Below are 1,634 nucleotides of genomic sequence, written 5' to 3' on the forward strand. Positions count from 1 at the left end.
GCCGCCCGCCGTGCCAGCTGCAACAGCTCGATCCAATCGGCGGGTAAGGGCACCCGCATCAGCGCCGCTCGCTGACCGGGTCACTGACTGGTGGCGTGGCGTCCCAGCCACGGTGATAGATATCCTCGAAGGCTTGCTGCTGCGCCTGCGGACTCCAGACCTCGCGGTAGCCATCACCATCCTCGACGAGCAGTCTGTCGACGGAGATCCATCGATGAGGCTCAATCACCGTGCCGATCACCCTGACCTGCTTGCGCACATGACGGACCTTGGTGTCGCGCGGGACGTTGGAGAGGAAATAGTACGGGCCATCGGACAGCTGCAGCACCAACTCCAGCTCGAATGAGAGATGGGCATCCAGATTCTCGAGCGGGCAGACATGGCCGCCCTCGGCACAGCGCAGGCCGTTGATCCGGCCCTCGATCGTCGTCTCGGCCAGCGCGGGCGTGCCACTCAGTAGGGCGACGAGGCCAATGCAGGAGGTCAGGCCGGCGAGCGGTCTTTGAAGCGGTCGCTGTGTCGACATGGCGCTGAATCTCTCGACCGGGAAGAGGGGGTTGCCTCAGCAACCGTTCACGCAATAGACCGACTCCGGTGGATCAGCATCGCCACGGTCATCCGACTCGCCCTCGCGATGCGCGTCGTCGGCATCGTTATCGCCATAGTCCATTTGCAAAGCCGCCCTGAGGCTCGCCTCGAAGGCCAGCGCCCGCTTGAGCGCGCGCGCACAAGGCGCGCACTGCGCCGCATGGGCCTGGAGATCGGCTTGTCGTCCTTGCGGATCGACCAACAGTTGGCGGCGAAAGGAAAGACAGTTCATGGGGTGAGCCTGCTGCGCGACGCGGATAGCGCTTGGAATACCGGATGAAGACCCGCCGTGCGCAGCAGATCTTTCGTACCGATGACCGACAGCTGATGACCGCACTGCAGCGAACCGATACCGCGTTGCAACGGATCGTGTTAACGAAACGTTCTCTTGGTCTGGCGCGATTTCTATAAAGTCAATCAAAAACAAGGTATTAAAAGCTGGCACGACGGCTGCAATAGAGCAGGCAGATCGCTCATCGACTTCGGGAGTCCGTCCATGTTTGTTTCTGCTGCACTCGCGTCCACCCCATCGCTGGAGCCGGTTGAGGCGCCGAGCTTCGAGGCCCTCGCCGAGACCCATCGGCACAGTCTCTTCAAGTACGCCTACAGGCTCTGCGGTAACAAAGAGATCGCTGAAGACCTCGTCCAAGACAGTCTGCTGCGGGCCTGGCGCTCGTTTGCACGGCTGCAGAACCCAGCGGCTGCCTTGGGGTGGATGAAGACCATCGTACGCCGCGAGAATGCGCGCCGCTTCGAGCGCATCCAACCGCGCGAGAGCGCGATGCCGACCGAGGAGCTGCCGACGCAGCCTGCGCAAGACTATGACACCTCCACCGACGCCTTTGTCTTGCGCCGGGCGCTCCGTGCGCTGCCGGCGGAGTATCGCGAGCCGCTGATCCTGCAGGTGCTGCATGGCTATTCGCAGCAAGAGATCGCCGCGCGGCTTGGCCTCAGCGGCGCAGGGGCTGGCACGCGGCTGTTCCGGGCTCGCCAGAAGCTGCGTGCTGCGCTGGGCGAGCGTTCATGATGGCCGCCTTGGATCGGGT

Annotated in this window: 3 protein-coding genes; 1 reads left to right on the plus strand and 2 read right to left on the minus strand. The window is 63.4% G+C overall.

The features are described 5' to 3' along the window. Positions 1-58: 58 nt before the first annotated feature. Both CKO42_RS26490 and CKO42_RS26495 read right to left on the minus strand, forming a co-directional pair. Positions 59-526, minus strand: a complete 468-nt coding sequence (locus CKO42_RS26490; protein ID WP_200252558.1) for a hypothetical protein — start codon at positions 524-526, stop codon at positions 59-61. Between the two features lie 36 nt (positions 527-562). Continuing rightward, entirely contained in the window at positions 563-820 is a 258-nt protein-coding gene (locus tag CKO42_RS26495; protein ID WP_200252560.1) for a hypothetical protein, read from the minus strand. Between the two features lie 264 nt (positions 821-1,084). Here CKO42_RS26495 and CKO42_RS26500 point away from each other — a divergent pair, with 264 nt between their 5' ends. Beyond that, complete coding sequence (locus CKO42_RS26500) at positions 1,085-1,615, plus strand: sigma-70 family RNA polymerase sigma factor (RefSeq protein ID WP_200252563.1); 531 nt, start codon at positions 1,085-1,087, stop codon at positions 1,613-1,615. Positions 1,616-1,634: the final 19 nt, after the last annotated feature.

This window comes from Lamprobacter modestohalophilus (genome assembly GCF_016583905.1).
GTDB lineage: Bacteria > Pseudomonadota > Gammaproteobacteria > Chromatiales > Chromatiaceae > Lamprobacter > Lamprobacter modestohalophilus.

Excerpts from the sequence above, each read along its gene's own strand:
- CKO42_RS26490 (WP_200252558.1), bottom strand. The coding sequence starts at position 526 with ATGTCGACACAGCGACCGCTTCAAAGACCGCTCGCCGGCCTGACCTCC.
- CKO42_RS26495 (WP_200252560.1), bottom strand. The coding sequence starts at position 820 with ATGAACTGTCTTTCCTTTCGCCGCCAACTGTTGGTCGATCCGCAAGGA.
- CKO42_RS26500 (WP_200252563.1), top strand. The coding sequence starts at position 1,085 with ATGTTTGTTTCTGCTGCACTCGCGTCCACCCCATCGCTGGAGCCGGTT.